The 26,992-nt window shown below is 61.0% G+C and carries 24 protein-coding genes; 18 read left to right on the top strand and 6 right to left on the bottom strand.

Annotated elements, in window-relative coordinates; genetic code table 11:
• Window positions 1-41: 41 nt before the first annotated feature.
• The 7 genes from LJX92_RS00655 to LJX92_RS00685 all read left to right on the top strand — a co-directional run bounded on the left by LJX92_RS00655 (window position 42) and on the right by LJX92_RS00685 (window position 9,901).
• A complete protein-coding gene (locus LJX92_RS00655) occupies window positions 42-2,198 on the top strand; it encodes a type I secretion system permease/ATPase (RefSeq protein ID WP_005783538.1) in 2,157 nt (718 codons plus the stop codon).
• On the top strand, window positions 2,188-3,552 hold the full coding sequence (locus LJX92_RS00660; RefSeq protein ID WP_228309179.1) for an HlyD family type I secretion periplasmic adaptor subunit: 1,365 nt from the start codon (window positions 2,188-2,190) through the stop codon (window positions 3,550-3,552). The genes LJX92_RS00655 and LJX92_RS00660 overlap by 11 nt, the downstream gene beginning before the upstream one ends.
• A 215-nt stretch (window positions 3,553-3,767) precedes the next feature.
• Complete coding sequence (locus tag LJX92_RS00665; RefSeq protein WP_223018065.1) at window positions 3,768-4,652, top strand: TauD/TfdA dioxygenase family protein; 885 nt, start codon at window positions 3,768-3,770, stop codon at window positions 4,650-4,652.
• A 60-nt stretch (window positions 4,653-4,712) separates the two neighbouring features.
• The gene (locus tag LJX92_RS00670; protein WP_032878513.1) at window positions 4,713-5,633 is read left to right on the top strand and encodes a LysR family transcriptional regulator; all 921 of its coding nucleotides are present in this window, start codon (window positions 4,713-4,715) and stop codon (window positions 5,631-5,633) included.
• A gap of 219 nt (window positions 5,634-5,852) precedes the next feature.
• Window positions 5,853-7,388: an MFS transporter gene (locus LJX92_RS00675; RefSeq protein WP_228309180.1), complete on the top strand. Its 1,536-nt coding sequence runs from the start codon at window positions 5,853-5,855 to the stop codon at window positions 7,386-7,388.
• 15 nt (window positions 7,389-7,403) lie between these two features.
• Window positions 7,404-8,462: an HlyD family secretion protein gene (locus LJX92_RS00680; protein WP_032878511.1), complete on the top strand. Its 1,059-nt coding sequence runs from the start codon at window positions 7,404-7,406 to the stop codon at window positions 8,460-8,462.
• Window positions 8,459-9,901, top strand: a complete 1,443-nt coding sequence (locus LJX92_RS00685; RefSeq protein WP_228309181.1) for an efflux transporter outer membrane subunit — start codon at window positions 8,459-8,461, stop codon at window positions 9,899-9,901. The genes LJX92_RS00680 and LJX92_RS00685 overlap by 4 nt, the downstream gene beginning before the upstream one ends.
• Window positions 9,902-9,938: 37 nt before the next feature.
• On the opposite strand, the gene LJX92_RS00690 is transcribed toward LJX92_RS00685, so the two are convergent.
• From LJX92_RS00690 to LJX92_RS00705, 4 genes are all read right to left on the bottom strand, one after another.
• A complete protein-coding gene (locus tag LJX92_RS00690; protein WP_228309182.1) occupies window positions 9,939-11,195 on the bottom strand; it encodes a type II toxin-antitoxin system HipA family toxin in 1,257 nt (418 codons plus the stop codon).
• Window positions 11,137-11,496 carry a helix-turn-helix domain-containing protein gene (locus tag LJX92_RS00695; RefSeq protein ID WP_032878508.1) on the bottom strand — a complete coding sequence of 120 codons (360 nt, stop codon included), beginning with the start codon at window positions 11,494-11,496 and terminating at the stop codon, window positions 11,137-11,139. Before LJX92_RS00695 ends, LJX92_RS00690 begins: the two co-directional genes overlap by 59 nt.
• Window positions 11,497-11,604: 108 nt before the next feature.
• Window positions 11,605-12,309, bottom strand: coding sequence for a DUF3142 domain-containing protein (locus LJX92_RS00700; RefSeq protein ID WP_032878507.1), 705 nt, complete (start codon window positions 12,307-12,309; stop codon window positions 11,605-11,607).
• Window positions 12,306-14,468, bottom strand: a complete 2,163-nt coding sequence (locus LJX92_RS00705) for an outer membrane assembly lipoprotein YfiO (RefSeq protein WP_228309183.1) — start codon at window positions 14,466-14,468, stop codon at window positions 12,306-12,308. The genes LJX92_RS00700 and LJX92_RS00705 overlap by 4 nt, the downstream gene beginning before the upstream one ends.
• Before the next feature lie 179 nt (window positions 14,469-14,647).
• Between LJX92_RS00705 and LJX92_RS00710 the strand changes: the two genes are divergently transcribed.
• The 3 genes from LJX92_RS00710 to LJX92_RS00720 all read left to right on the top strand — a co-directional run bounded on the left by LJX92_RS00710 (window position 14,648) and on the right by LJX92_RS00720 (window position 18,100).
• Complete coding sequence (locus tag LJX92_RS00710; protein ID WP_228309184.1) at window positions 14,648-16,228, top strand: glycosyltransferase family 39 protein; 1,581 nt, start codon at window positions 14,648-14,650, stop codon at window positions 16,226-16,228.
• Window positions 16,229-16,261: 33 nt separating this feature from the next.
• On the top strand, window positions 16,262-16,507 hold the full coding sequence (locus tag LJX92_RS00715; RefSeq protein ID WP_148854214.1) for a DUF2789 domain-containing protein: 246 nt from the start codon (window positions 16,262-16,264) through the stop codon (window positions 16,505-16,507).
• Window positions 16,508-16,603: 96 nt separating this feature from the next.
• The gene (locus LJX92_RS00720) at window positions 16,604-18,100 is read left to right on the top strand and encodes a Fic family protein (RefSeq protein WP_228309185.1); all 1,497 of its coding nucleotides are present in this window, start codon (window positions 16,604-16,606) and stop codon (window positions 18,098-18,100) included.
• Between the two features lie 4 nt (window positions 18,101-18,104).
• On the opposite strand, the gene LJX92_RS00725 is transcribed toward LJX92_RS00720, so the two are convergent.
• Window positions 18,105-18,398 (bottom strand): type II toxin-antitoxin system RelE/ParE family toxin, encoded by a 294-nt coding sequence (locus tag LJX92_RS00725; RefSeq protein ID WP_081883316.1) that lies wholly within the window; start codon window positions 18,396-18,398, stop codon window positions 18,105-18,107.
• The gene (locus LJX92_RS00730; protein WP_032878500.1) at window positions 18,395-18,673 is read right to left on the bottom strand and encodes an antitoxin; all 279 of its coding nucleotides are present in this window, start codon (window positions 18,671-18,673) and stop codon (window positions 18,395-18,397) included. The genes LJX92_RS00725 and LJX92_RS00730 overlap by 4 nt, the downstream gene beginning before the upstream one ends.
• A gap of 380 nt (window positions 18,674-19,053) precedes the next feature.
• Here LJX92_RS00730 and LJX92_RS00735 point away from each other — a divergent pair, with 380 nt between their 5' ends.
• From LJX92_RS00735 to LJX92_RS00770, 8 genes are all read left to right on the top strand, one after another.
• On the top strand, window positions 19,054-19,314 hold the full coding sequence (locus LJX92_RS00735) for a short-chain dehydrogenase (protein ID WP_103734050.1): 261 nt from the start codon (window positions 19,054-19,056) through the stop codon (window positions 19,312-19,314).
• A gap of 262 nt (window positions 19,315-19,576) precedes the next feature.
• Window positions 19,577-19,996: a MarR family winged helix-turn-helix transcriptional regulator gene (locus LJX92_RS00740; protein ID WP_228309881.1), complete on the top strand. Its 420-nt coding sequence runs from the start codon at window positions 19,577-19,579 to the stop codon at window positions 19,994-19,996.
• Complete coding sequence (locus LJX92_RS00745; protein WP_228309186.1) at window positions 19,993-22,071, top strand: FUSC family protein; 2,079 nt, start codon at window positions 19,993-19,995, stop codon at window positions 22,069-22,071. Before LJX92_RS00740 ends, LJX92_RS00745 begins: the two co-directional genes overlap by 4 nt.
• Window positions 22,068-22,277, top strand: coding sequence for a DUF1656 domain-containing protein (locus LJX92_RS00750; protein WP_003187469.1), 210 nt, complete (start codon window positions 22,068-22,070; stop codon window positions 22,275-22,277). The genes LJX92_RS00745 and LJX92_RS00750 overlap by 4 nt, the downstream gene beginning before the upstream one ends.
• Window positions 22,274-23,164 (top strand): efflux RND transporter periplasmic adaptor subunit, encoded by an 891-nt coding sequence (locus tag LJX92_RS00755; RefSeq protein WP_032878498.1) that lies wholly within the window; start codon window positions 22,274-22,276, stop codon window positions 23,162-23,164. Before LJX92_RS00750 ends, LJX92_RS00755 begins: the two co-directional genes overlap by 4 nt.
• Window positions 23,161-24,603: an efflux transporter outer membrane subunit gene (locus LJX92_RS00760; RefSeq protein ID WP_032878497.1), complete on the top strand. Its 1,443-nt coding sequence runs from the start codon at window positions 23,161-23,163 to the stop codon at window positions 24,601-24,603. Before LJX92_RS00755 ends, LJX92_RS00760 begins: the two co-directional genes overlap by 4 nt.
• A gap of 81 nt (window positions 24,604-24,684) precedes the next feature.
• A complete protein-coding gene (locus LJX92_RS00765) occupies window positions 24,685-25,317 on the top strand; it encodes a hypothetical protein (protein WP_032878496.1) in 633 nt (210 codons plus the stop codon).
• 146 nt (window positions 25,318-25,463) lie between these two features.
• Window positions 25,464-26,960: a YdgA family protein gene (locus tag LJX92_RS00770; RefSeq protein WP_032878495.1), complete on the top strand. Its 1,497-nt coding sequence runs from the start codon at window positions 25,464-25,466 to the stop codon at window positions 26,958-26,960.
• Window positions 26,961-26,992: the final 32 nt, after the last annotated feature.

A 26,992-nucleotide genomic window follows, 5' to 3' on the forward strand; every position in this document is an offset into this window, starting at 1 on the left:
GCCACCCCAATAGCCCCATCTGTTAGTCGAGAGTGCACCGCGTGGAATCTGAAATCGGTCGAGTTCATCTCAGTCATGATCCACGCGCTTTGCACGACGACCCGTTGCTCGACGGGTTGCTGGCGCTCTGCGCACTGCACCAGAAGCCTGCCAGCGCGGCCATGCTCACCACTGGCCTGCCGCTGCCCTCGCAACGCTTGAGTGCTGAACTGCTGCCGCGTGCTGCTGCGCGGGCCGGGCTGCAGGGCCGACTGTTGCAACGCAAGCTGGAACAGATCCCGACGATTGCATTGCCGGCCCTGCTGTTGCTCAAGGACGGGCGCAGTACCGTGCTGGTGGGTTGGCAGGGCGATGATGAGGCGCGGGTGCTGCTCAGCGAAAGCGACGGCGGTGAAGTGCTGATCAAGCGCGAGGCATTGGCCGACGACTACATCGGCAAGGTCTTCTTCGCCCAGCCGCAACACAAATTCGACGTCAACCACGGCAGCCTGATTCCACGGGCGCGTTCGTGGTTCCGTGACACCCTCATGCGTTCGCGCTGGCTCTACACCGACGCCATCGCCGCCAGCTTCCTGATCAACATCATCGCCATGGCCGCGCCGCTGTTCGTGATGAACGTGTACGACCGCGTCGTACCGAACCAGGCCACCGCCACCCTGTGGGTGTTGGCCGTGGGCATCTGTGGTGCATACCTGTTCGACCTGATCCTCAAAAGCCTGCGCAGCCTGTGCCTGGACCTGGCCGGTAAAAAAACCGACCTGATCATCTCGGCCACGCTGTTCGAACGCATCGTCGGCATGTCCATGAAGTACCGCCCGGCGCGGGTCGGCAGCTTCGCCCAGAACATCCATGAGTTTCAAAGCCTGCGCGATTTTCTCGCGTCGCTGACCCTCACCAGCCTGATCGACCTGCCGTTCACGCTGCTGATCTTTATGGTGATCGCCATCCTCGGCGGGCACCTGGTGTGGATCCCGGTGCTGGCGTTTCCGCTTGCCCTGGGCATCGGCTACGCCCTGCAAAAGCCCTTGGTGGCCACCATGGAACGCACCATGGCCCTGGCCGCTGAACGCCAGTCGAGCCTGATCGAAACCCTCGCCGGGCTCGATGCGGTCAAGGTCAACAATGCCGAGAGCGAGCGCCAGTATGGCTGGGAACAGACCATCGGCACCCTGAGCCGGCTTGAGCTGCGGGTAAAGTTGCTGTCGGGCCTGTCGATGAACATGACCCTGCTGATCCAGCAATTGGCCGGTGTGATCATGATCGTGTTCGGCGTGTACCAGATCATCGACGGCAACCTGAGCATGGGCGGCCTGATTGCCTGCTACATGCTCAGTGGCCGCGCCTTGAGCCCGCTGGCTTCGCTGTCGGGCCTGCTCACGCGCTACCAGCAGGCCAAGGTCACCATGACCTCGGTGGACCAGATGATGGAGCTGCCTCAAGAGCGCAATTTCGAAGAGCGCCCCATGAGCCGCCGCACCCTGCAAGGCGCCATCGAATGCCGGGGCCTGAACTTCACCTACCCCAACCAGCAGAACCTGGCGCTGAAGAACATCAACCTGGTGATAAAACCAGGGGAAAAAATCGGCATCATCGGTCGTAGCGGCTCGGGCAAAAGCTCCCTGGCCAAACTGATTGTCGGCCTGTATCAACCTGACTCCGGCGCACTGCTGGTGGACGGCGTGGACGTGCGCCAGATCGACGTCAGCGAGTTGCGCCATAACATCGGCTACGTCGCCCAGGACATTCAGTTGCTTGCTGGTACCCTGCGCGACAACCTGGTCAGCGGTGCGCGCTACGTCGAAGACGAAATGGTGCTGCAAGCCGCCGAGCTGGCCGGTGTACACGAATTCGCCCGTCTGCACCCTCAGGGCTACGAGCTGCAAGTGGGCGAGCGTGGTCAGAACCTCTCCGGCGGCCAGCGTCAGAACGTCGCCCTGGCCCGCGCGTTGTTGCTCAACCCGCCCATCCTGCTGCTGGACGAACCCACCAGCGCCATGGACAACACCGGTGAAGAACGCTTGAAACAACGCCTGCAAGCCGTGGTGCAAAACAAGACCGTGGTGCTGGTCACGCACCGAGCCTCACTGCTCTCGCTGGTGGACCGCCTGCTGGTGGTCGACCGTGGGCAGATTCTCGCGGACGGCCCGAAAGCCGTGGTCATGGAAGCGTTGAAGAAGGGGCAGATCAGTGTTGCTTAAGTCCATCAAGAGTGCGGTCGGCCGCTATTTCAAAGGCGCCGACTCGCTGCAGGGCCAGCCCCTGCCCGAGGTCAACAAAGCGCTGATCGAAGATGCCCCGCGCGTTATTCGCCTGACCATCTGGGCGATCATCGGTTTTTTCGTGTTCCTGGTGGTTTGGGCGGGTTTCTCCCAGATCGACGAAGTGACCCGTGGCGACGGCAAGGCGATTCCGTCGTCCAAATTGCAGAAAATCCAGAACTTGGAAGGCGGTATCGTTGCCGAGCTGTACGTCAAGGAAGGCCAGATCGTAGAGGCCGGTGCCCCGTTGATTCGCCTCGACGACACCCGGTTCGTTTCCAACGCCGGAGAAACCGAAGCCTTGCGCCTGGCCATGCAACTGCGCGTCGAGCGCCTGAGTGCGCAGGTGGATGATCGCCCACTGAACATCCCCGACGACGTACTCAAGGCCGCGCCGAGCCAGGCTGCCAACGAGCGCTCATTGTATGAGAGCCGACGCCAGCAACTGAAAGACGAAGTCGGCGGCCTGCAAGAGCAACTGGTACAGCGCCAGCAGGAACTGCGCGAGTTCACCTCCAAACAGGGCCAGTACCGCAGCCAGTTGTCCCTGCAGCGCCAGGAAATCAACATGTCCGAGCCACTGGTGGCGCAAGGCGCGGTATCGCCGGTGGAAGTGCTGCGCCTCAAGCGCGCCGAAATGGAAACCCGCGGCCAACTGGATGCCACCACCCTGGCAATCCCCCGCGCCGAATCGGCGATCAAGGAAGTGCAGCGCAAGATCGACGAAACCCGTGGCAAGTTCCGCAGTGAAGCCCTGACCCAGCTCAACGAGGCTCGCACTGAACTGAACAAGGCCGAGTCCACGGGCCGCGCGTTGGACGACCGGGTCAGCCGTACCCTGGTCACCTCGCCGGTGCGCGGGATCGTCAAGCAATTGTTGGTCAACACGGTCGGCGGCGTGATCCAGCCGGGCAGCGACATGGTCGAAATCGTGCCGCTGGACGACACCCTGCTGGTGGAAGCCAAGATCCGCCCGCAAGACATCGCTTTCCTGCACCCAGGGCAAGAAGCCGTGGTCAAATTCACCGCCTACGACTACACCGTCTACGGTGGGCTGAAGGCCAAGCTCGAACGCATCGGTGCCGACACCATCACCGATGAAGACAAGAAAACCACTTACTACATGATCACCCTGCGTACCGACCGCAGCCACTTGGGCACCGATGAGAAGCCGTTGCTGATCATCCCGGGCATGGTTGCCTCGGTGGACATCATCACCGGCAAGAAAAGCATCCTCAGCTACCTGCTCAAACCGATCATCAAGGCGCGGGCCGAGGCGTTGCACGAGCGTTGATCTTCAGCGCCTGTACCGACCTCATCGCAGGCAAGCCAGCTCCCACATTTGAATGTGTTCACAAATCAAAATGTGGGAGGGGGCTTGCCCCCGATGAGGCCCTCAGCATCCCCCAGCACCTCAAACCAAACGCCATATCGATATGCCCTAACAGTATTTAAACTTCCATTCTTATACCTATAAATTCACTCCCCTGTCCGCCGGGAGTGAAACCAATGTCCGCCACCGCTGCTGCCCCCACCACTGCCCAAACCTTCGATGTCCGGCCCTTCCCCGGCAGTGTAGGCGCCGAGATCATCGGCCTGGACTTATCCCGCCCGGTCAATGACCAGGACTTTGCCCGTATCCACCGCGCACATCTGGACCACCACGTCGTGGTGTTCCGCGACCAACGCATCACCCCCGAACAACAGATCGCTTTCAGCCGCCGTTTCGGTGTGCTGCAGATCCACGTGCTCAAACAATTCCTGCTGGCCAATCACCCGGAAATCCTGATCGTCTCCAACATCATCGAGAACGGCCAATCCATCGGCCTGGGGGACGCGGGCAAGTTCTGGCACTCGGACCTGTCGTACAAGGAACTGCCCAGCCTCGGCTCGATGCTGCACGCTCAGGAACTGCCTGCCGAAGGCGGTGACACCCTGTTCGCCGATATGCACAAAGCCTGGGAGCAACTGCCCGAGCACCTGCGCAAAGCCGTTGCAGGCCGCAGTGCTGCGCACTCCTACACGGCGCGCTACAGCGAGACCAAATTCGAAGGCAACTGGCGCCCGACCCTCACCCCTGAACAACTCGCCCAGGTCGCCGAAGTGGTGCACCCCGTCGTGCGCACCCACCCTGAAAACGGCCGCCAGGCGTTGTTCGTCAGCGAAGGCTTCACCACCCGTATCGTCGGCCTGCCCGATGACGAAAGCCGTGACTTGCTGGCCCAGCTCTATGCCCACAGCGTGCTGCCGGAAAACATCTACCGCCACCAGTGGCAGCCCCACGACCTGGTGTTCTGGGACAACCGCTCGCTGATCCACCTGGCCGCCGGTTGCCCAAGCCACCTGCGCCGCAAGTTGTACCGCACCACCATCCAGGGCGATGCGCCTTTCTGAACCGGTAAAGCCTGCTACGATTGCGCCCAGTTCACTCCCCACAGATCACGAGTGCTTGGCATGCAATTACCAGACATGAACCTGCTGGTCGCCCTCGACGCGTTGCTCGATGAGGGCAGTGTGGTCGGCGCCGCACGGCGGATGAGCCTCAGCCCGGCGGCCATGAGCCGTACCCTCACGCGTATCCGTGAAGCTGTCGGTGACCCGATCCTGGTACGTGCCGGTCGCGGCCTGGTGCCGACGCCCAAGGCGCTTGAGCTGCAAGGCCAGGTACGCAACGTGGTGGAGCAGGCGGCGTTGCTGTTTCGCTCGGCGGATCAAGTCGATTTGAGTACCTTGCGCCGCCGTTTCAGCGTACGCGCCAATGACTTTTTTATTGGCGTATATGGCGGTCGCTTGTTCGACACCATGGAGCGTGTGGCCCCGCTGTGCGAGCTGCGCTTTGTGCCTGAAGGCGACACCGACGACGAAGCTCTGCGCGAAGGGCGCCTGGATCTGCGTGTGAGCAACACCATGCCGGTCAGCCCCGAAGTGAAGGTGCAGAACCTGTTCTCCACCACCTTCGTCGGCCTGGCGCGACAAGATCACCCACTGTTCGACGAAGAGATCACCGCCGCACGCTTTGCCAGCTATTCCCATATCAGCATCTCGCGCCGCGGCATCGCCCGCGGGCCGATCGACACCGCGCTGAACGAGCAGGGCCTGGAGCGCCGCGTGGCGATGATCGCGCCGGGCTTCCACGGTGCCATGTTCATGTTGCCGGAATCCGACCTGATCATGCCGGTGCCCAAGGAAGCGCTCCTGAGCGCCAAACGCCTGAACTTGCCATTGCGTGCATTCCCGCTGCCGATCTCCTTGCCGACCCTGGTATTGGCCCAATCCTGGCACCCGCGCTTCGACAAAGACCCCGCGCACAAATGGCTGCGTGAAACCATGCGCGAGAGTTGCCACGCCACCTGGCTGGAAGCCCAACCCAACTAAAAACCTCAAGCCATGCACAATCAAATGTGGGAGGGGGCTTGCTCCCGATAGAGGTGTATCAGCTTCACATCAGGTGGCTGTCATACCGCCATCGGGAGCAAGCCCCCTCCCACCTATGGATTGCGCCTGGCGCACTTATAAACTTCCGATAAGTAACTTTTTGTCATGCTATAGCCTGATTAAACTGCTCAGGTATTTCTCATTCCGAGTTACCTGTTCATGACATCCCTCGCTGCCCCCGCTTTTCAGGCCGCAGCCAAACCTGTTGCCCCGGCCCCGCCCGTGTTCGGCCCGCGCATCATCATCGGCCTGGTCGGCGTGTTGTTGGCGGTGCTGGTGTCCGGTCTCAACGAGATGGTCACCAAGGTGGCGCTTGCCGATATCCGCGGTGCGCTGTACATCGGCTTTGATGAAGGCACCTGGCTGGTCGCCGCCTACACGGCCACTTCCGTGGCGGCCATGGCCTTTGCGCCGTGGTGTTCGGTGACGTTTTCCCTGCGCCGTTTCACGCTGTGCGCCATCGGCTTGTTCACCGTGTTGGGCATTCTCTGCCCGTTCGCACCCAACTACGAAAGCCTGCTGCTGCTGCGTACCGTGCAAGGCCTGGCCGGTGGCGCGCTGCCCCCGATGCTGATGACCGTGGCACTGCGTTTTCTGCCGGCCAACGTCAAGCTGTATGGCCTGGCCGGCTACGCCCTGACCGCCACCTTCGGCCCGAGCCTGGGTACTCCGCTGGCGGCGTTGTGGACCGAATACGTCGGCTGGCAGTGGGCGTTCTGGCAAATCGTCGGGCCGTGCCTGCTGGCGATGGTCGCCGTGGCCTATGGCATACCGCAGGACCCGCTGCGCCTGGAGCGTTTCAAACAGTTCAACTGGCGCGGCCTGCTGCTGGGCTTTCCGGCGATCTGCATGTTGGTGATCGGGCTGTTGCAGGGCAATCGCCTGGATTGGTTCGAGTCGGGCCTGATCACCTTTCTGCTGAGTGGTGGCACCGTGTTGCTGGTGTTGTTCATGCTCAACGAATGGTCGCAGCCAATACCCTTCTTCAAATTGCAGATGCTCGGCCTGCGCAACCTGGCCTTCGCCCTGATCGTGCTGGCAGGCGTGCTGATGGTGCTGACCTCGGTGATCATCATCCCCTCCAGTTTCCTTGCCCAGGTCCAGGGGTACCGGCCGTTGCAAACTGCGCCGGTGATGCTGCTGATGGCGTTGCCGCAATTGATCGCGTTGCCGTTGGTGGCGGCGCTGTGCAACCTGCGCTGGGTCGATTGCCGCTGGGTGCTGGGGATTGGCCTTGGCATGTTGGTGCTGTGCTGCATCGGCAGTTCGCACCTGACTTCGGCGTGGATCCGCGACGATTTTTATGGCTGGTACCTGTTGCAGATTTTCGGCCAGCCGATGGCCGTGTTGCCACTGCTGATGTTGTCCACCGGCAGTATTCAACCCATCGAAGGGCCGTTCGCTTCGGCCTGGTTCAATACCGTCAAGGGCCTGGCCGCTGTGATCGCCACTGCGGTGCTGGATACATTGACCACCCAGCGCGGGCATTTCCATTCAACCATGTTGGTGGACCGCCTGGGCAATTCGCCCCTGGCCGACACTGAGGCTCCGGGCCTCGCCCACCGCTTGCACGAGCAGACCGTGGTGCTGACCTCTTCGGATCTTTACGTCGTCATGGCCGGTGTCGCGGTGGCGTTGATCCTGCTGATTTTCTGGATGCCCACGCGGATCTATCCGCCTCGCGCTCCGGCCTGACCACAAGGACTTTCCATGAAACGCAAAGACAAAATTGCCGTCTCCGTTATTGCTGTATTTGCCGTTGGCGTACTGGTTTATCTGGTTGCGCCGGGCGTACTGGGCAGCAAGCACCAGACCACCAACGACGCCTTCGTCGCCGCCGACTTCACCCTGGTGGCGCCGCGGGTGGCGGGCTTCATCAAGGAAGTGCTGGTAGAAGACAACCAGCGCGTCAAGGCCGGCCAACTGTTGGCTTTGATCGACGACCGCGACTTTCGCGCCGCCGCCCAGGCCGCCGATGCCGACACCTTGGTCGCCCAGGCCCAGTTGAAAAACGCCAGCGCGACCCTGGAGCGCCAGAGCTCGGTGATCGCCCAGGCCCAGGCCACTGTCGCGGCGGATCGCGCCGAAGTCGCCTTCGCCGAACACGAACTGAACCGCTACAACCACCTCGCTGGCGTCGGCGCAGGTACCGTGCAGAACGCCCAACAAGCCAAGACCCGTATCGACCAGGCCACCGCACGCCTGGCCAAATCCACCGCAGTGCTGGCCGCCGAACGCAAGCAGGTGGAAATCCTCACCGCCCAGCGTGACGCCGCCGAAGGTGGGCTCAAGCGCGCCCAGGCGGCGTTGGAAATGGCCAGTTATCAGTTGTCCTACACGCGCATTGTCGCGCCGGTCGATGGCATGGTCGGCGAGCGAGCGGTGCGGGTCGGCGCCTATGTGACCCCGGGCAGCAAGATCCTCGCGGTCGTGCCGCTGGCCGAGGCCTATGTGGTAGCCAACTTCCAGGAGACGCAACTGTCGCATATGCACGCGGGGCAAGCGGTGCAGGTCAGCGTCGACAGCCTTGACGGCGAACTGCTCAAAGGCCATCTGGAAAGCCTGGCGCCGGCCACGGGGGTGACCTTTGCCTCGGTCAAACCGGACAACGCCACCGGCAACTTCACCAAGGTGGTGCAGCGTATTCCGGTGAAGATCGTGCTTGAGCCGAACCAGCCATTGACCGAGCGCCTGCGCGTCGGCATGTCGGTGGAAGCCAGCGTCGATACGCGGCCGGTCGCGCAACAGCGTGAGGTGGCCCAGCAATGAAACACGTCGCCTGGCTCACCTTAAGCCTGATCAGCCTGAGTGCCTGCACGGTCGGTCCCGACTTCCAGCGGCCCGAGAGCCCGCAGATCAATCAGTGGAGCGAACCCCAGGGCCGACAAGCTGCCAGCCGTGCCGTTAGCGATCCCTTGCAGGAGCGCTGGTGGGACGTGTTCCACGACGCGCAGCTTTCCGCCCTGACACGCCGGGCCCTCAGCGATAACCTCGACTTGAAACTGGCCAGCAGCCGCCTGCAACAGAGCCGCGCCGTACGCCAGGTGACCACCGCCGAGCGTTACCCCAATGTCGATGCGGGTGGCGGCTACCAGCGCAAACGTAACAGTGGCAAAGGCTTGAACGACCCTTCCGGCGAGAACGGCCGTTCGGCCTTCAACCAATGGGACATGGGCTTCTCGGCCTCTTGGGAGCTGGATTTCTGGGGCCGGGTCAAGCGTGAAACCGAAGCAGCCGACGCCACGCTGGAAGTCGCCGAAAACGACCGTCGTGCCGTGCTGTTGTCGGTGTTGGCCGAGACCGCCCAGGACTATATCCAACTGCGCGGCGTACAAAATACCCGCGCCGTCACCGAGCAAAACCTCGACGTCGCCCGCCAAAGCCTCAAGTTCTCGCAACTGCGTCTGGCTGATGGCGTAGCGACCGACCTCGACGTGGCCGAAGCCGCCGCCCAGGTCGCGGCCATCGAAGCGCGTCTGCCGGATTTGCAGCAACGCCAGGACCAACTGATCAACGCCCTGAGCCTGCTGATGGGCGAACCGCCCCAGGCCTTGCACGCGCAGCTGTCCAAGGACGCCGCCGTGCCGCAAACCCAGCGTCAGGTCGCCATTGGCCTGCCCTCGGAGCTGGCCGAACGCCGTCCCGACATCCGCCAGGCAGAAGCGCGCTTGCACGCCGCCACTGCCAGCATCGGCGTGGCCAAGGGCGACTTTTACCCGCGCATCACCCTGTCCGGCAGCCTCGGCTCCCAAGCCATGCAACTGTCGGACTTCGGCTCCTGGGGCTCCCGCGCATTTGCCCTCGGCCCGCGATTAAGCCTGCCACTGTTCAACGGTGGGCGCCTGCAAGGCATGGTGGATTTGCGCGAAGCCCAGCAACAGGAAGCGGCCCTTGCCTACCAGCAAACCGTGCTGCGCGCCTGGCATGAAATCGACGACCAACTGACCCGCTACAACGCCAGCCAATTGCGTCGCGACAGCCTGGCCGAAGCGGTGCGCCAGAACCAGATCGCGCTGACCACCGCGCAACACCAGTACGTCGAAGGTGTGGCGGATTTCGTCAATGTACTCACCGTGCAAAGCGCATTGCTCGCAACTCAAGAGCAGTGGGTGGAAAGCTCCACCGGCGTGTCATTGGCCATGGTCGGGTTGTACAAGGCGCTGGGAGGAGGGTGGGAGTCGGTGTATCCGTTGCCAGTCGCTCAGTAATGAGGGTGCGCTTTGTTGCAGCCCGAGATCCTTGATCCTAAGCGAGGTCTGCTGCAAACCGGGTACACACATTGGAAAGCATGCGCACATCGGCACCGCTACAGCCTGCCGCTTCGAAAAAGCCGGAGGCTTCTCGCACGACGGCATACATATCCGTGACGATGGACCTTGCTTCATCCGCCCCCAACCCAAAGCGTTCAGGCGTACTCAGCAAATTGCTGACAGACGATACCCTGCCCTCATTCCCGATGATCAACGCCTGCAAGCCTAGTTGCGTGGGGTGGGGCAACACGTCAAATACTGGCGCAAGGGAATAGCCCGAGGCGCTGGTCAGCAGAAGCCCGGTTTGTTTCAGGTGGTCGTCGCTATTGCCGATCAGCACATTGAAGGCCATACGCTTGTAAAGCTCACGCATGTCAAAGGTGGCATCGTCGCAGACCTTCTTCAACACGTCGGCGATCCTGGAATAGGAAACGGCACTCTCAACCGCGTCAACGCGCATTCGCGGCTTCTCAGTGCTGATCAACGAATTGCAGCTGACATAGTGCTCGCGCCCAGCCCCCTCATGCCGGTCAAAACGTTCGACCATCAAAACCGGTTTGCCGGCGACCTCTACCAACTTGTGCCCGGCTGCGGGTAGACCTGCCGCATCCGCCATTTGAAGGCTGGCGAATTCAGCACGTGATTGATCGAAAACATCGTCGCTACGGCCGAATTTAGCAATCCATTCCTTACCTTCGTGAGTCACGGTGACCTTCGGCCTGGCGCCGCCCATGGAACTGCCGAATTCGAATAGTCGTGCGATTTCCGCAGGCAGGTCGACATTACCTTTTTCGACCTGATCAAGGCCCACCATGATTTTCTCAAGGTCTTCAAATCGCGGAGGTTGGTGCAGAGTCGGCAGCAGATTTCTTGACGCACTGAACAGCAGGCAGCCCACTCCCGCACCCCGCGAAGCAAGGAGCCATTCAACTTCGTTTTGTGGATGCTGTTTGTGGGTCGCCAGTAGAACACGCCGACCCCAATTGTCGGGCGTTGCGTCGTCGAGCACACCAAACATGCGTGTCGAGGAATACTGGTTAGGGGTCAGTGGCAGGCTAAGCGGGTCAATCGCAAATGCGTTGGGGCGCGCAAGCCAGCTGTTGGCGTAGCGAAAAACGAATCCGCTTGCGTGCATGGCCACCTCACCAACAGGGACCGGATCACCGACTGAGTGAGCTGAAAAAACGAATGCGTTACCAATCGGCTTCCAAGACATCAGGTTCCCCTTCTGTGCGAATTCGGTCGGGCTCACGGGCGAGGCTCATGGTAATCCCAACCTGGTCAAGTTCTGGTGACGCAATGCTCGCCATACCTTCTTCCAGGTCCATCGCGCTAAGCACATTCATCAGCACGCCGAGGGATACGCCTGCTTCTCCCTGTCTCAGCCGCTGATACGTCTGTCGTGTAATGCCCGCCCGGCTGCATATGGTCGAGATTTTCAAACGGCGACGAATACGGGCTATTTCGATACCGTTCCCGATACCTCTCATCAGTTCAGCGCTTCTCTCTGAGATATACCCTTTGTGGGGGTATGGCTTGCCTGTTTCATGCATGATATATCACCCCTTAAGGCAGTAAGGGCAACTTATATCATTCAAGTTGCTAAGGCCACACGCAAAAAAACCGGTTTGATAGACGGTTTTTTTCCATGTTTGGAAGATTCAAGGGTTCTGCAAAAACACCACATACCCCCGAAACCACTCATTCCCTTGCAAATACCCTGGCGCCTCCCACTCGCCGCCTTGAATCAAACCGATCTTGAACGGAACTCCCATTCGGTTCATCCGTGGCAGGTACGCCGCGTAATCCGGGATGCTGTGCCGCCCTTGATACGTCTGCACCACCACTTCGTCCACCACGCCTTTGAGCTGGGCGATGGCGGCCGGGTTGGCGTTGCTGCTCCAGTCCATCAGGCCGGTGATGCTTAACCGCAGGTCGGCAGGCAGACGCCGGCGCAGGTCGCGCAGAAAATCAGCGTATTCGTGCAGGTACTGGGTGCGGGCGTCGAAGTCGATCTGGATGCCGATCACAGGGTTACCCGCGTCGCGCCAGCGTTGCACCTGGCCGAGCAGTTGGGTGTAGACCTGTTCCGGCCAGTGCAAGGTGTGGGCGCGATAGACCACCCAGATTTCGCCTTGGCTAATGCGTGGCACGCTGATGCCTTGGGCGATCAATTGCACGCCGCGCTGGGGGGCGCGGCGGGTGGAGTTGATCTGGCCTTGCAGGATGTACAGGGTTTTTGCCTGCTTGATCACAGGCTGCGGCGTGACACCACTCCACAGCCAGAAAGCGTCATAGTCGCGGGCGTCGACGGCGCCAAAAGCCGGGCTTGCCAGCAACAACAAGCCCAGCCACAGCGACTTCACCAGTAGTACTGCAGCGACTTGCCCCACTGGGTATCGGCAAAACCGGTCTTGAGTTGGCGGAACCAGGCTTTGCGCACCGCTGGCGCAACGTCTTCACCCCCGCAGCTGTTGTAACCGGCCGGCGCGTAGCAGTTGATGGCGCGGAACAACGCGTACGCCTTGTCGGTTTTCGGTGCTTTGGCGTTGGCGATCACCTGTTTGTAGCCGTCCAGCCGCGAGAAGGTTTCACCTTTGAACTGCGAGGCGGTGCTGCCCAGGCTGCCGGCGGCGCGGGGTTGTTCCAGTGGCATGCCGTCCAGGCCGTTGCGCAGGATGAACTCACCGAAGCAGTTCAAGGCGTGGGGGTTTTTGGCCTCATCCTGCAAGGTCGCGGCGGTTTGCGCGATGCTTGGGCAAGCGTAGCCCGATTCGGCTTTGTCACCGTTCCACTGGAACAGCTTCAAGGTCTGGCCGCTGGTGTAGGTGTAGCCCAGGCTGGTGCCGAGCTTGTCATCAGAGAGCGAGGCCTGCTTGAGGTCATCGGCAAAGGTCGCGAACTGGCGGTGCAGCAGGTCTTTGTAGAGCAGCACGAATTGCGCGCTCTGGCGTTCGGTCGGGTCGCTGGCGTTGGCGATCTGCTGGCGCAGCAGGTCGGGCCCGGCGACGTTGCGCAGCAGGATGTAGCGCACTTGCTTGGCGCTGATCGGCGAATCGGTTGCGAACACCTTGGCCAGTTGGCCGCTGCGTTCATAGTTCATCGCCAGGGCCAGCTCCAGTTGATCGCGTTGCAGCGGTTGCTTGGCCAGCGGTAGCATTTGCAGCCACAGGCTCTCGGCGCCCTTCCAATCTTGCTTGGCCTCCAGTGCCAAGGCGCGCAAGGTCTGCTGGCTGAAGGCAAAGTAGTCGAGGTTCGACGGCATATCCGCAGGCAGATGCTTGAGGGCAGCATCAGGTTGATGCTCAACGTACAGGGCATACGCCGCTTGCAGGTAGTCGAACAACGCCGGTTCGTTGGCGAATGTGCTCTTTTGCTTGTCGAGGTTTTCGCGGCTCAACAGCGGCGGCGTATGGGCGCGCATCGCCATCAGGTCGATGACCACTTGCAGCATCGGGCTGTTTGCCGAGTTGTTGCCGACCATGAGCAACTTGAGGTCGGCTTCTTCGACCAACTCGTCGACGCTCACGTTACGCTGGGCGTCAGTGGCCTCGGTGAATTGCCAGGTGAAGTCTTCGGCGAGCTTGGCGTCGTCGTTCGCCAGCCAATGCACGCGGCGCAACAGGCCACGGGCGGACGCAACGTAATCGCCTTGTGGATAATGTTTCAGGTAACCGAGAAAGCCTTCTTCAGCGTCGCTCAAGGCAGACTTATCCACATGCTCGCGTTGCGGCATACCGTACTCATCGAAGGCCTCGGCCTGGGCCCGGTTCAACGAGGTACGTGCGGTCATGTACAGCGCGGTCTCTTTCAGCCAAGGCAGATCGCTGGTCGCGGCGGCGGCGAAACCGCGCTCGGCGTAAACGAAGCGACCGCCGTAGAAATCGGCGGCGGCCTGCAGGTAGGTGCGAAACAGCTGGGCATTGGCCGAGGGCGTCAACTGCGCGTCCACCACCTGGCCTGTGAAGTCACAGGTGGTCAGCAACTGCAACCGCGCTTTCACCAGCATGTCGCGCTCGGCTGGCGGCATATCGGCTTTGATCACCTGACTGATAAACGCCGTGGCGCTGTCATCGCTGTTGCTGCGGCAGCGGCTGCCTTCGCCATTCAGGAACGCTTCACCGGCAGTCTTGTATTCCTCGCGCTTGATGCCCAGCGGTTGGAGCAGGGTGTCGAGTTCGGCCGTGCGTGAATCGTCCGCTTTGTTATCGGGCTCATCATTCGCGGCCGGCACCGGCACCAGGCGATACACCGGAAACGGCACCGGGCCGAAACCCTGGGCCAAATCGTCTTCGCCCAAGGCATTGGGCGTCAGCGGCGCGGCTTTTTTGTCGGCCAGCAACAGGCGCAGGTTGACCCGGCTGTCGTTGCCCGGGCTGAGAAAGGGCTGGTTGCTGCAAGGTTCGAGGCTGTCACGCGAGACACGCCAGTCGGGGTAGCATGAATCGTCGGAGCTGGCCTGAGCCTGTAGGGAAATACCGGCCAGCAGAGCCAGTGCCAGAGGTGACAAAAAACCGATGCGCATGACGTGTCCTTGATCCTGAGTCCTTGGAGGGCTCCAATAATAGCCTGTTCTGAGCTGTGCTTCGGTGAGGTCCTACGCAAAATACCGATTTGTCCGATTCCAGCGGCGAAGCCTGGGCTTTTGTCCTAGAGTGGCGGTGTTTGCGCTCAGGCAAGCGAGCTAATGCCAGGGGTATTGAAGTGCGTCGGTCTGTGGTTGAGCAAAACGAAAAAGCCGGAGCGCTGCCAGCCTTGCAGCGCCTGACCTGGCAAGGTGCTGGTCGACTCAGCCGTCTCTGGTGGGTACCGATCCTGGCGCTGGCCATGGCCCTGCGGTTTTACCACCTCACCTCGGCGGCAATCTGGGGCGATGAAGGGTCGAGCCTGTTGCTCAGTGAATACGCCGTGGCCGACCTGTGGTTTCACGCGGCTCATGATGTGCATCCGCCGCTGTATTTCTTCCTGCTGCGCGGCTGGATCGAAGTGTTCGGCGACAGCATCGGGTCCATTCGCAGCATGAGCGCGCTGCCGGGCGTAGCCGTGGTTGGCTTGGGCATCTGGCTGACGCGGCAACTGTCTACTCGGCGCGCGGCGGTGCTGGCGGGCATCCTGCTGGCGCTGTTGCCGACGGCGGTGCGCTACAGCCAGGAAGTGCGCATGTATTCGCTGCTGGGCGTGTGGCTGCTGGGCGCCACGCTGGCGCTGGTGTACTGGATGCGTCAGCCCGAACGCACGCGCTATTTGGCCGCGTATGTGCTGTTGATGAGTGCCGGTTTCTACACGCATTACTTCACCGCGCTGTGCGTGCTGGTGCATTGGGCTTATCTGGGGATGCAGGCGCCAGACCAACGTTTGATAACGCGGCCTGCATGGTGGGCGGCCAACGTGGTGATCGTGTTGTTGTACCTGCCTTGGCTGCCGAACCTGTTGGACCTGGTGCAGCATGTCGACCAGCTCAAGGTGGGCGGCGACATCGGCTGGGAAGAGCCGGTCAACCTGCTGTCTGTGCCCTCGATGATCTGGCAGTTCGTGTTGCAGGATGCCGGCGATGATTTGTGGACGCCGCTGTTCTGGATATTTCCGCTGCTGCTGATTGCGGTGGTGTGGATGACGGCCTGGCGCCACCCGGGAGCTCGTTTGCCGGCGTTGTTTTTCTTGTTGCCGTTGCTGTTGGTGTATGGCGTGTCGTTTATCTCGCCGGTCTTTATCGAGCGCTACCTTACGGTGTATGCCCTGGGTTTGCCGATCGTCCTGGCGCTTGCCATCGACCGCTTGCCGTCACGCTTGTCATGGCTGGGCGCAGCGCTGTGGGTGCTGTTTGTGGGCATGGAACTGCTGGGCCTGAAGAACAACTTCGAGGTGGATGAGCACGACCAATTCAACGTGCCGGTGGAGTTCGTCAATCGCAATTACCAGGAAGACGACCGCATCGTCCTCAGCGACATGCTGTGGTATCTGAGCTACGGGTACTACGACGAAACTGACGCCCAGTTGCAGCTCTACACCCCGCCCAAACCCGACGGCACGTCGACCCGGCCAAATGCCTACGGCTTCGGCACCCTGGTAGATCAGGATGGCGGGCGCATCTATCTGGATTCTTTATCGGCATTACCGGCCAATACCCGGCGCGTATGGCTGATCAGCAGCAATGAAGCACCGGACGACTTCGCCCCGCTCCCCGAAGGTTGGCGCGAGCTCAGTCGCCAGGACGGCGGTGGCGCACGGGCGCGTCTGTTCGTGCTGTGCAAGGTGCCGGCGCCGCAACCTGAGGGTTGCCGCTAGACTCGATTAACCCTTCTCTATCAGGAGCTCATCATGGAATCGCCAGTGCATAGCTTGCCGTCGTTGTTCAAACAGCTTGGGCTGGACGATGACCCGGTCAGTATTGAAAAATTTGTAGCCACTCATTCGCCGCTCAAGCCCGAATTGGAACTGGCGGATGCGTTTTTCTGGACGGCCAGCCAAAAAGCGTTTTTGCGTGAGGAGATTCTCGAAGATGCGGATTGGGCGGAGGTGGTGGATGAACTGAACTTGATGTTGCGCGGTGGGCGAGGGGTGTAAAAAACTTAGCCGTTACGCTGAAACTTGAAAAAATCTGGTGAGGCTTGAAAAAATCTGGGCTTTAATCGCTTCAGTGAGCTTTTTCTGAGGTTACGCATGTCTTTGGTCGGTTATGCCCATCTCCATCAGACCCTCGGGCTGAAAGCCATTGCGCCTGCCCGTACCGCAATGATCAAGCCTGTCACGCGGATCTCGATGATTGGCGATTGCCTGGCCGTTCCCCATGGAGTGGCGCCTGCTGCTGATTCAGTGCTCGACCATATTCTCTTTGCCCTCAAACACGAAGGCATCAACCTCGGCATCCTTGCCCAGGCACTTGAAGCGGTCAGCGCGGACCAACTGCTGCAAGAGCTGGATAAAGCACCCAACGGCGTATTCATCCGCAAAGCCTGTTATTTATGGGAGGGCCTGACCCTCCAACGGTTGGACTACAGCAAGCCAATCAACAGCCGCGTTTCCCCTCTGTTTGATCCGCAACGCTACGTAACCGGGCCTTCTACGCGAAATTCCCGCTGGCGGATCGACTTCAACGGTTTGGGTTCTTTGGCCTACTGTGCGACTGTTGAGCGTACGCAGGAAATTGATGCCTTGATGAGCCTCGATGTCCTGGGCCGTGCCAAATCCTTCATGGCCAGCCTCCCACCCGAAATGATGGACCGCGCCATCCAGTGGGCGTACCTGCACGAAACCCGCGATTCATTTGCCATCGAAAAAGAACAACCCAGCGAAGAAAAATCCCGCCGTTTCGTCCAACTACTGCGCCAGTCCCATGAAGGCCGTTTGCTCACCGAAGACTACTTGGTCGAACTGCAAAACAGCACCGTCTCCAATCCCTTCGACAAAGCCGTTGCGTTTCGCCACGAACAAAATCATCTGCACAACGGCCTGCGCGGCGGCGCCGGTGTGAGCTACGTGCCGCCAGCACCAGAGCTTTGCCAGGAACTGATGGAAGAGCTGATGGCCTTCGCCAACCAGCCCGTGCGCGACGTCGATCCCTTGGTCGCGGCGGCCGTCACCGCCTTCGGCTTCGTGTTCCTGCACCCGTTCATGGACGGTAATGGCCGCCTGTCTCGCTTCCTGATCCACCAGACGCTTTGTCATTACGGCGCACTGGGAAATGGCTTGTTGCTACCAGTCTCCGTCGCCATGAAGCACGAGGAACAAGCCTATCTGGAGGCGCTCAAGACCTTCTCCCAGCCGACGCGGGAATTCTGGAACGTTACTTGGCTGGACGGCGACCACATGGCGTTCGACTTCATCGGCCACCCCTCGATCTACCGCTACTGGGACGCCACCCGCTGCGTCGAATTCACCCTGCAAATGGCCCGCCGCGCACTGGAAGTCGAACTGCGCGAAGAAACCGAATTCCTCGACCGCTACGACCGCGTGATCAAGGCCGTGAATCAACGCTACGACGTGCGTGGCAGTGATTTGTCGAAGCTGGTGATGATGTGCCTGGATAACGAGGGCAAGCTTTCCAAGCATCGGCGCAAACAGTTTCAGTACAGCGTGGCGGAGGAGGTGTTTGGGTTTATTGAGGAGGAGGTGGGGCGGGTGATTGAGGAATGTGGCAATCAGCCCTCGCCGATCTGAGGCATCAATGTGGGATGTAACTTTCTGGTGGCCAGTGGCGAGCTGTATGCACCAGAGCCACAATCCTCACTACTTCGGGCTCAACTTGATAAACAAGGCGGTAGCTCGGGTGCGGAATGATTTCGCGTGTTCCCGCAATCCGGCCTATTGGGCCAATTTCGGGGTTATGTGCTAATCCAAGTGCTGCCATGCTGAAGCGCCGGTCCATGTCGGCTGCGGCTTGTGGATTTTTCTCAAACAGAAAATCCCAGATATCTCTACGATCCTGCCCTGTCTCGGGCGTCCACGCGACCCTCATCCCTGACTATCTACTTGAGCGCGCCTGGCTGCGAATTCAGCTTCCAAATCTTCATTGGAAACCTCTCGGCCTGCGCGAATGGATGCACGAGAAGCATCAACTTTGCGTTGCAAAAACTCATCGTACTCTCGCGAGTGCTGCTGGGCCTGAACGAATTCACGCATCATTTCGCGTACGATTTGCGATGCAGGACGATGGGAGGCTTCGCATTCAGCCATGAACTGGTCGCGAAGCTCTGGTTCAAGCTTCATTGTAAAAACGGCTAATTTGGACATCAGCGATTCCTCCGCAATGGTATGCACAAAGTATATACATCGTCATTACCGAATGGCGTTTGGAAAAAGCTGAGATGACTGACGGTAGAGATCAATATGTTGGTTGCACAGCCTCAACCATCCCCCCTATAGCTCGCCCCGTCGCCGCACATCGGCGATCGGATTTGGCGATCCGAAATTCTGTGACGCGTTACAGCGTTCCTACCCCGTGCGTTTTTCCTTGGATGAAGGCATTGGGTTCTATGGCGGCTGTGCGCGGGAGATCTTCGGATCTGCCGGGTTTCACAGATAACCGGTTCGCCAACCTGCGTACAGCTGCCACCCTTATTCGTTTGGCGACGGGAGAAGGTGGTTCAAATCCTTATCTGTGAGGTTTATCGATGGACCAATACAAGCCGCTTCAAACCAACCCCACCGGCGTTCCCGTCCTGGCTTTCAACACCTTTGCCCCATCGCACCTGCTCCACGAAACGGCGCGAAGCCGCATACGTATCGGCACTGAGCTTTTGGAGACCCTCGTCTCAACAAGCGACAACCCAAACCTCCATCACTTGGTCACTGCCGCATTGGTTTCACTGCGCGATGGCCTGGACATGCTGGGCGAGATCCAGCGTCGCCTCGATGGTCAGGCTGAAAAATAGCCCGGGCATTCGACGCTGATCCAAATGTGGGAGGGGGCTTGCTCCCGATGAGGGCGTGTCAGTAAATGCATCAGTGGCTGACCCCTCGCCATCGGGAGCAAGCCCCCTCCCACATTCGCCCGGCGGTGTGGCCGCTGAATCGCTCCATCCATCGAGAAATTGTTTCAAAACTTGACGGCTCTTCCTCCCTCCACCATATTAATAGTTAGCAAACTAACTGTATGCGAACTATCCAGTGTCCCAATCCCTCGAACAACTTCAGATGAACCTGAGCAGCAGCATGGTGGTGGGCGCCCGTAACTGGCGCAAAATCTGCCAGACCACGCTGGTCAGCTATGGCATCTCCGAAGCCTGCGCCGTGCCGTTGTTGATGATCGGTCGCTTGGGTGACGGTGTGCACCAGGTCAAAGTAGCCCAGGCCTCCGGTATGGAAAGCCCGTCATTGGTGCGCCTGCTCGATCGGCTGTGCGGCGACGGCTACGTATGCCGCACCGAAGACATCCACGACCGCCGCGCCAAGGCCCTGAGCCTCACCGAGCGCGGCCGTGAACTGGTGCACGCGGTAGAAGCCCAACTGGTTCGCCTGCGCAAGGAAGTCCTTGTGGATATCGCGCCCACCGACCTGGAAGCCGCACTGCGCGTGCTGCGCGCCTTCGAAGCGGCCGAGGCTGTGGCGCCTTGAACGGATTTTTTACCGGCTTCCCGCCCGCCCGCGACTGGTTCTACGGGGTCCGCACGTTCGCCGCGTCGATGATTGCGCTGTACATCGCCATGCTGATGCAAATGCCGCGTCCGTACTGGGCGATGGCTACCGTGTATATCGTCTCCAGCCCGTTTGTCGGGCCCACCAGTTCCAAGGCTTTGTACCGCGCCATTGGCACCTTTATGGGGGCAGCGGCGGCGGTGCTGTTTGTGCCGATGTTCGTGCAGTCGCCTTACCTGTTGGTGGTGGTGATCGCGTTATGGACGGGCACCTTGCTGTTCCTCTCCATGCACCTGCGCACGGCCAATAATTACGCCCTGATGCTGGCCGGCTATACCTTGCCGCTGATCGCCCTGCCAGTGGTGGATAACCCCCTGGCGGTGTGGGACGTGGCTGAAGCGCGTACCGAAGAAATCTTCCTTGGCATCGCGGTCGCAGCGGTGGTGGGCGCAATGTTCTGGCCACGGCGCCTGATGCCGGTGTTCGATGGCTCGGTGGCCAAGTGGTTCAGCGATGCTCAGGTCTATAGCCAACGCTTCCTCACCCGCCAGATTGACCCTGAAGCGGTCAGCAACCTGCGCGGCGGCATGGTTGCCACCTTCAACACCCTTGAGTTGATGATCGGCCAGTTGCCCCACGAAGGCGCGCGGCCGCAAACGGTGCGCAACACCAAAGAACTGCGCGGGCGCATGATTCATCTGCTGCCGGTAATCGACGCGCTGGATGACGCGGTGTACGCCATCGAGCATCGCGCACCGGAGTTTCTCGACCGGCTCAAACCGTTGCTGGAGGAAGCCAACGCCTGGCTGCAAAGCACCACTGAACAAGCGCCCCTGGAACGCTGGCGTGTGCTGCGTGACCAGATCGACGCCGCCCAACCCCAGGGCGAAGCGCTGGATGACCGCCACACGTTGCTGTTCTCCAACGCCCTGTACCGCCTCGGCGAATGGGTCGACCTGTGGCAAGACTGTCGCAGCCTGCAAGCCGCCATTCAGTGCGAAAGCCAGGACACCTGGCGCGCCGTCTACCGCCACTGGCGCCTGGGCCGGCTCACGCCATTTCTCGACCGTGGGCTGATGTTCTACTCGGCGTTTTCCACCGTGACCGCGATCATCGTCGCCTCGGTGCTGTGGATCCTGCTGGGCTGGACCGATGGCGGCAGCGCCGTGATCCTGGCCGCCGTCGCCTGCAGCTTCTTCGCTTCGATGGACGACCCGGCGCCGCAGATCTACCGGTTCTTTTTCTGGACCGCCATGTCGGTGCTGTTCGCCAGCCTGTATCTGTTTCTGGTGCTGCCCAATCTGCACGATTTCCCCATGCTGGTGCTGGCTTTTGCCGTGCCGTTTATCTGTATCGGCACCCTCACGGTACAGCCACGATTCTACCTGGGCATGTTGCTGACGCTGGTCAACACCTCGTCGTTCATCAGCATCCAGGGCGCCTATGACGCGGATTTTCTCAACTTCGCCAACGTCAACCTGGCTGGGCCCGTGGGCCTGCTGTTCGCATTTGTGTGGACCTTGATCGCCCGGCCCTTCGGCGCCGAACTGGCGGCCAAGCGCCTGACCCGTTTCAGCTGGCGTGACATCGTTGGCCTGACCGAGCCCGCAACCCTGAACGAACACCGGCACATGGCCGCACAAATGCTCGACCGCCTGATGCAACACCTGCCGCGCCTGGCCCTTACCGGCCAAGACACCGGCAGCGCCCTGCGCGACCTGCGCGTAGCGCTGAACCTGCTCGACCTGCTGGCCTACTCGCCGCGCATCCTCGGTGTGCCACGGGTGTTGCTCAACCAGGTGGTGGAAGGGGTGGGCGGTTACTTCAAAGCGTGCCTCAAGGCCGGTGAACGCTTGCCCGCACCCAGCGGTCTGCTGATGACCCTGGACCGTACGCGCCGCGCCCTCAACGGCCAGGGCCTGCAAGACGAAGGCGACACCCGCCTGCACCTGCTGCACGCCTTGGCCGGCCTGCGCCTGGCGTTGTTGCCCGGTGTGGAATTCATTGGCGGCACGGAAATGGAAGCGCCGCTACCCGATGGAGCGCCTTTATGATCGGTGATCTGGATATCAGCGGGGTGTTCCTGCCCACGCTGCTGGTGCTGATGGGCATTACCTATGTGTTGTTTCTGGTGGTGCACGGGTTGTTGACGCGCATGCACTTCTATCGCCTGGTCTGGCACCGGGCATTGTTCAATGTGGGGCTGTACGCGCTGTTGCTGGGCGCGGTGGACTCACTCAGTCGATATTTGATGACATGAAAAAACCTTTTTTGACTATCGGCCGTGTCGTCCTGACGTTGTTGATCGTGAGTTTCGCGGTCGTCGTTGTGTGGCGCATGGTCATGTACTACATGTTTGCCCCCTGGACTCGTGACGGCCACATCCGCGCCGACATCGTGCAGATCGCCCCGGACGTGTCCGGGCTGATCCAACGCGTCGACGTGCGTGACAACCAATTGGTGACCAAGGGCCAGGTGCTCTTTGCCGTCGACCAGGACCGCTTCAAGCTGGCCCTGCGCCAAGCCCAGGCCGCCGTGGCCGACCGCCAGGAAACCCTGGCCCAGGCCCAGCGCGAGTACAAGCGTAACCGTGGCCTCGGCAACCTGGTGCCCAGCGAGCAGTTGGAAGAAAGCCAGTCCCGCGTGGCCCGCGCCCAATCGGCCCTGGCCGAAGCCCAGGTGACGGTGGACTCTGCCCAACTCAACCTCGACCGCTCGGTGATCCGCAGCCCCGTGGACGGCTACGTCAACGACCGCGCACCGCGCACCCAGGAGTTCGTCACTGCCGGGCGCCCGGTGCTGTCGGTGGTGGACAGCAATTCCTTCCATATCGACGGCTACTTCGAAGAAACCAAGCTCGACGGCATCCACGTCGGTATGGGCGTGGACATCCGCGTGATCGGCGACAACGCTCGACTGCACGGGCATGTGCAGAGCATCGTCGCCGGTATCGAAGACCGCGACCGCAGCAGCGGCTCCAACCTGCTGCCCAACGTCAACCCGGCGTTCAGCTGGGTGCGCCTGGCCCAGCGGATCCCCGTGCGCATTGCCTTTGACGATGTGCCGGCGGACTTTCGCATGATCGCCGGGCGCACGGCGACGGTGTCGATCATCGACGACAAGGTTAAAGACGGGGACAAACCATGAAGCGGCTTCTGGCAACCGCTTCCCTGGGGTTGTTGCTGTCGGCCTGCCAAGTAGTGGGCCCGGATTACAAACTGCCGGAGCAGGCCGCAGTCAACCGTGGCGACCTGCAAGGACCGATCATGGGCGAGGGCAGCAACGTGGTCTCGGCGCCGGTTCCGGCCGATTGGTGGAAGCTGTATAACGACCCGCGCCTGGACCAGCTGGTGCAGCAGGCCATGGCCTCCAACACCGACCTGCGCGTGGCCGCCGCCAACTTGCAGCGTTCGCGTTACCAGGTGCAGCAGGCTGAATCCGCCGGCGGCTGGAGTGCCGGCGCCAAGGCCGAGGCCCAGCGCTTGCAGGAATCTGGCGAAGCATTTTTGCTGCCGGACAAAGTCCCGGTCGGCAACATCGGCAGCGTCGGCATCACCACGTCCTATCAGTTCGACCTGTTCGGCACCTTGCAGCGCGGCATCGAAAGCGCCAAGGCCAGCGCCGATGCAACCCAGGCGGCGGCGGATATCGCTCGCATCACCCTGGTGGCCGATGTGGTGCGTTCCTACACCCAGGTGTGCGCGGCCAACGAGGAGCTGGCGATTGCCAACGAATCCCTCGACCTGCAAGCGCAGAGCACCAAGCTGACTCAGCGCCTGCGGGATGCCGGGCGCGGCGACGAAACCCAGGTGACCCGCTCGCAAACCCAATACAAATCCCTGCGCGCCGACATTCCGCGCTATGAAGCCTCGCGCCAGGCCGCACTGTTCCGCCTGTCGATGCTGCTGGCCAAGCCCGTAGACCAACTGCCGGCCGGCACTGGCACCTGCGCCGAGCTGCCACACATCGCCCAGTTGCTGCCGGTGGGCGACGGTGCCACGCTGCTCAAACGTCGCCCTGATGTGCGCCAGGCTGAGCGCCAGTTGGCTGCCGCGACCGCACGTATCGGCGTGGCCACCGGCGCGCTGTATCCGGATATCAGCATCGGAGCCACGGTAGGCACCGTGGGCCTGCTGGAAAACCTCGGCACACCGGCCACCAACCGCTGGGGCTTTGGCCCGATGATCAGTTGGACCGTGCCGACCAACGGCGCCCGTGCGCGTATCCATGAAGCCGAAGCCGCGACCCAGGGCGCTTTGGCGCACTTCGACGGCGTGGTGCTCAATGCCATCCGCGAAACCCAGACCGGCCTGGCGCAATACACTGCGGTGTTGCAGCGCCGCGACGCCCTGGCCGAAGCCGAACAGTCGGCGCGAGAAGCCGCAGGCCAGACCCATCGCTTCTTCCAGGCCGGCCGCGAATCGTTCCTGGCCGACCTGCAAGCCACGCGCACCTACACCGATATGCGCGCGCAATTGGCGACGGCCAACACCCAGGTTGCCATGAGCCAGATCGATCTGTTCCTGGCCCTGGGCGGCGGCTGGGAAAGCGGACGAACGCAAGGGGTAAAACCCGGCAAACCGTGAGGTGATTGCTATGCTTTGTCAGGTGAGGCGCCGTGACGTCTCACCCGACAAAGCTCGCGTTTGCTCATGGGGATTCCAATAATGAAAAACCCTTATGCTCCCGCTTTCTGGTGCGTGCTCTTCGCACTGGTATTGTTATCGGCCGCGTATTTCTACGGTGTCATGCTCGCCCATCAACTCGACAAGGCCATGGTGTTCCTGGACAGCGCCTGCCTGGTGATCGGCACCTTGTCCATCGGCGTGGTGGCCTGGGCGTCTTATCAAAACCAGCGAGTGAAGAAAAAGCTCCTCGAGCAAGGCAAGACCCGCGTCGCGATCTGGGACACCAAGGTTGCCCTGCGCCGCGTCGAAACCGTATTCGACCGCTATTTCTGGGGCAGCTACTGGCAGCCCGGGCGCACCTTCCAGGAGGTCATGGGCGACCTCACCGGCACGCCGCTGGAAAAAAGCCTCGAAGTCCTGAAAAAGCAGTGCGTGTTGCTGGATCGGCAGGTTGCTGACGGTAGGCACTGGCTGGATAACGCGCGGGAATTGTCCGACGTGGCCACGCAAATGGCCCGCGAGCGCTACCAGTTGGATTTTTGCGACCCCAAGGCCGACACCCCCGGCAATGCCGTGATCCACCGCGAGTTTGAGGTGTTGGTGTACACCTGGACCGCCCGCTTGAAGAGTTTTGATCACCAGTTGGACGAAATCGAGCTGGAGTACTCCTGAACTCCTACGGAACTGATCCCTCTGAAAGGCTGGGCCGTTTGCGCTCGCCAGTGCTAATCTTCCCCCGTTTTCGGCGGGCTTGAGCCAACCCCTTCGGGGTTCAAGGAAGACAGCCCACTTCTCACAGGATTTGATCAGGTCACTTCATGAATAAGCCAGCAGTTGTTTTCTTGGGTTTTGTTGTCGCCATCGGCGCCGTCAGTGCGGGCGGCGCCTGGTACACCGGTAAACAACTGGAGCCGGTCCTGCAAACCGCCATCCAGAACGCCAACAAAGAGTTGCAGACCTCCATGGCCGGCGTCGACGGCAGCGTGGCTCTGGAGCTGGTGTCTCTGGACCGTGGCGTGTTCAGCAGCACGGCGCACTATCGCCTCAAGGGCCAGGGCAGCGTGTTCGGTGAAGACAACCCGAACCCTGAGTTGCTGTTCGTCGACCATATCGAGCACGGCCCGCTGCCGTTCTCGCGCCTGGTGACCCTCAAGTGGTTGCCGGTCATGGCCACCAGTCACTACGAACTGGAAAAGAACCCCACCACTGAAAAATGGTTCGCCGCCAGCAAAGACGTGTCGCCGCTCAAAGGCGTGGCGAACATCGGCTACAGCCGTTCGGTCAGCGGCAACATCGAATTGCTGCCGCTTGAGTTCAAGGACGACACCTCCTCGGTGAGCTTCTCCGGCGCCAACCTGGAATTCGACAGCAGCGCTGAAGGCCAGAAGGTCAAGGCTGATGGCTTCATGAACAGCCTCAAGGTCGCGGCGATCGATGCCAATGGCGCACCGTTCGAAGCGGAACTGGCTGGCCTGACTGTTGCCAGCAACCTGGAGAAATCCACCTTTGGCTTCTACACCGGCCAGAACACCGTGGAACTGACCGATACCAAGGTCACCTTCGGCCCGCAGAAAGCCGTGCTGACCCTCAAGGGCTTCGAGCAGAAAGACTCCACCCAAGCCAAGGACAACAACCTGGCCGGCCGCGTCGATTACAAGATCGACGAGATCGGTTATCAGGGCAAACCGGTCGGCTCGGCCGCCATGGCCGTGAGCATGAAGAATGTCGATATCCCGGCGATGCTGGTGCTGACCAAGCTCTACCAGGACAAGATGCAGCCGGTGCAAGCCGCGGCCGCCGCTGGCCAACCCGTGCCGGAACTGCAATTGACCGAAGCCGAGCAGGCCCTGGCCGAAGCCAACGTCAACCAGGTACTGGCTGCCAAGCCGCAACTGGCGGTGGAAAACCTGTCGCTTAAAACCACCCACGGCGAAAGCAAGTTCAACCTGGTTGTGGACCTGGCCAAGCCAACGTCCATGGAGCTGCCGCCGGTTGAACTGGGCAAGCAGATGATTGCGCTGCTGGATGCCAACCTGACCCTGTCCAAGCCAATGATCAGCGACGTAGCCGCCCTGCAAGCCCAGGTCGGTGGAGTGACTGACCCCAAAGCCATCGAGCAGCAATCGCAGATGGCGGCCGAGATGGTCAGCGGCATGGCAGTCGGCACGCAACTGGCAACCCTGGTGGGTACCGATGTGGTCTCCAAGCTGCACTACGCCAACAACGAAGTGACTTTCAACGGCCAGAAGATGACCGTTGAGCAGTTCATTGGCTTTGTGATGTCGAAAGTCGGTGCGGTGAGCGGCGCCCAGTAAGCGCTGAAAATGCAGTAAAAAAATGTGGGGGC

Origin of the sequence: Pseudomonas sp. HN8-3, assembly GCF_020790195.1 — a bacterium.
Classification (GTDB): Bacteria; Pseudomonadota; Gammaproteobacteria; order Pseudomonadales; family Pseudomonadaceae; genus Aquipseudomonas; species Aquipseudomonas synxantha_A.

Bases quoted from the DNA above. Each gene is read 5' to 3' on its own strand.
- LJX92_RS00715 (WP_148854214.1), top strand. From the start codon at position 16,262: ATGGAATCGCCAGTGCATAGCTTGCCGTCGTTGTTCAAACAGCTTGGG.
- LJX92_RS00755 (WP_032878498.1), top strand. From the start codon at position 22,274: ATGAAAAAACCTTTTTTGACTATCGGCCGTGTCGTCCTGACGTTGTTG.
- LJX92_RS00680 (WP_032878511.1), top strand. From the start codon at position 7,404: ATGAAACGCAAAGACAAAATTGCCGTCTCCGTTATTGCTGTATTTGCC.
- LJX92_RS00735 (WP_103734050.1), top strand. From the start codon at position 19,054: ATGGACCAATACAAGCCGCTTCAAACCAACCCCACCGGCGTTCCCGTC.
- LJX92_RS00675 (WP_228309180.1), top strand. From the start codon at position 5,853: ATGACATCCCTCGCTGCCCCCGCTTTTCAGGCCGCAGCCAAACCTGTT.
- LJX92_RS00685 (WP_228309181.1), top strand. From the start codon at position 8,459: ATGAAACACGTCGCCTGGCTCACCTTAAGCCTGATCAGCCTGAGTGCC.
- LJX92_RS00770 (WP_032878495.1), top strand. From the start codon at position 25,464: ATGAATAAGCCAGCAGTTGTTTTCTTGGGTTTTGTTGTCGCCATCGGC.
- LJX92_RS00740 (WP_228309881.1), top strand. From the start codon at position 19,577: ATGAACCTGAGCAGCAGCATGGTGGTGGGCGCCCGTAACTGGCGCAAA.
- LJX92_RS00725 (WP_081883316.1), bottom strand. From the start codon at position 18,398: ATGAGGGTCGCGTGGACGCCCGAGACAGGGCAGGATCGTAGAGATATC.
- LJX92_RS00705 (WP_228309183.1), bottom strand. From the start codon at position 14,468: ATGCGCATCGGTTTTTTGTCACCTCTGGCACTGGCTCTGCTGGCCGGT.
- LJX92_RS00695 (WP_032878508.1), bottom strand. From the start codon at position 11,496: ATGCATGAAACAGGCAAGCCATACCCCCACAAAGGGTATATCTCAGAG.
- LJX92_RS00750 (WP_003187469.1), top strand. From the start codon at position 22,068: ATGATCGGTGATCTGGATATCAGCGGGGTGTTCCTGCCCACGCTGCTG.
- LJX92_RS00720 (WP_228309185.1), top strand. From the start codon at position 16,604: ATGTCTTTGGTCGGTTATGCCCATCTCCATCAGACCCTCGGGCTGAAA.
- LJX92_RS00760 (WP_032878497.1), top strand. From the start codon at position 23,161: ATGAAGCGGCTTCTGGCAACCGCTTCCCTGGGGTTGTTGCTGTCGGCC.
- LJX92_RS00730 (WP_032878500.1), bottom strand. From the start codon at position 18,673: ATGTCCAAATTAGCCGTTTTTACAATGAAGCTTGAACCAGAGCTTCGC.
- LJX92_RS00765 (WP_032878496.1), top strand. From the start codon at position 24,685: ATGAAAAACCCTTATGCTCCCGCTTTCTGGTGCGTGCTCTTCGCACTG.
- LJX92_RS00670 (WP_032878513.1), top strand. From the start codon at position 4,713: ATGCAATTACCAGACATGAACCTGCTGGTCGCCCTCGACGCGTTGCTC.
- LJX92_RS00665 (WP_223018065.1), top strand. From the start codon at position 3,768: ATGTCCGCCACCGCTGCTGCCCCCACCACTGCCCAAACCTTCGATGTC.